General features: G+C 33.5%; 4 protein-coding genes. All 4 read right to left on the reverse strand.

All coding sequences use genetic code 11. The features are described from left to right. Positions 1-139: 139 nt before the first annotated feature. Genes LQ617_RS15695 through dut form a run of 4 tightly spaced genes read right to left on the reverse strand, consistent with a single transcriptional unit; the run spans position 140 to position 1,196 of the window. Complete coding sequence (locus tag LQ617_RS15695) at positions 140-292, reverse strand: hypothetical protein (RefSeq protein ID WP_239740783.1); 153 nt, start codon at positions 290-292, stop codon at positions 140-142. Beyond that, positions 289-486: a hypothetical protein gene (locus LQ617_RS15700; RefSeq protein WP_239740784.1), complete on the reverse strand. Its 198-nt coding sequence runs from the start codon at positions 484-486 to the stop codon at positions 289-291. The genes LQ617_RS15695 and LQ617_RS15700 overlap by 4 nt, the downstream gene beginning before the upstream one ends. 14 nt (positions 487-500) lie before the next feature. Continuing rightward, positions 501-713 (reverse strand): hypothetical protein, encoded by a 213-nt coding sequence (locus tag LQ617_RS15705; RefSeq protein WP_239740785.1) that lies wholly within the window; start codon positions 711-713, stop codon positions 501-503. A 60-nt stretch (positions 714-773) separates the two neighbouring features. Then, positions 774-1,196 carry a dUTP diphosphatase gene (gene dut / locus LQ617_RS15710; protein ID WP_239740786.1) on the reverse strand — a complete coding sequence of 141 codons (423 nt, stop codon included), beginning with the start codon at positions 1,194-1,196 and terminating at the stop codon, positions 774-776. Positions 1,197-1,198: the final 2 nt, after the last annotated feature.

The following is a 1,198-nucleotide window of genomic DNA, read 5'->3' on the forward strand; positions in this document are numbered from 1 at the left end:
TTGTAGTAATCATCAAACTTTTTAATTTCAAACATATCACTTGTAGCACCATAATAGATTTCCCATTGCTTTGCATCTTCCACATGCCATTTATCTCCCACTGCTATTGGGTCATTGTTAAAAATCAATACGTATTTAGTCATTTATACACCTCATAATCGATTGGTGCTGACATATCACTTGCGTAACTTTCGACGTCTATACTATCTTGAACAGTAGCATACTTATACGAACGCTTAACGTATATGAATAATGCGAGTGTGGATATTAATAGTGTGATTAGTATTTTCATTGTGCGTCCTCCTTAATCTCTGTTAAACTTTCGATACTTGATATTTTTAATATCCCCTTACGCCCTTTACTATCATTAACTTTCAAGAACATTTGGTTGGTTTTAATAATCATTTTGACAAATTTTTCTAGGTTTTCAGTGTTATAAATTGCAAAATACTCTTTTCCACTCTCACTTCTTATTTTTATATTCATAAATTAGTCCTCCCCTAGTAAATGTGGATGCTACGTTCCACATCTAACATCAATTTTTGTAATATCAATCTCGTTCTTTTCATCTCTGCTTGAGTAGGAATTTTTCCTGTATAATTCCATTTATATTCATCATGATTATTCAATTTCCATACTTCATACAACTTCATTTGTTCTAAATACATCTGATATTGTTTTATGTGATATTTAATTACTTCATATTCTTTCATCTTCCCAACACTTCCTTTACCTTATCTAAAATATCTGGGTTACTTTCGCCACCCTTATCCTTATTCTCCTGTACTTCCGTAACCCGATCTATCTGACACATACTCAAACTCCTTAACTACATTCGCATCTGGATATACAACTGGTGCGATAACTAACTGCGCTAACCTTTGCCCCTTTTGTACTATGATTGGTTTATCGCTTATATTGTCTGTTATGATCCCAATCTCTTTATGATATGTTTGGTCTATTGTTCCTAATGTCACACGTAATTTAGTTTTGAGTGACGTACCAGAACGTGGTCTAACTTGCCCCTCATATCCTATAGGCAATTCAATCGCTATATCAGTCTTAACTAATTTTGTTGTTCTAGGTGGTATATTGACTGTTTCAGATACATATAAATCTAGTCCACTATCTGTTGGGTTAGCCCTAGTTGGTGTTGTTGCGTTGTCTGATAGTAATTTGATGTTTAGTCTTTTCATAC

The organism is Mammaliicoccus sp. P-M59, from assembly GCF_022386135.1.
Lineage (GTDB): Bacteria > Bacillota > Bacilli > Staphylococcales > Staphylococcaceae > Mammaliicoccus > Mammaliicoccus sciuri_A.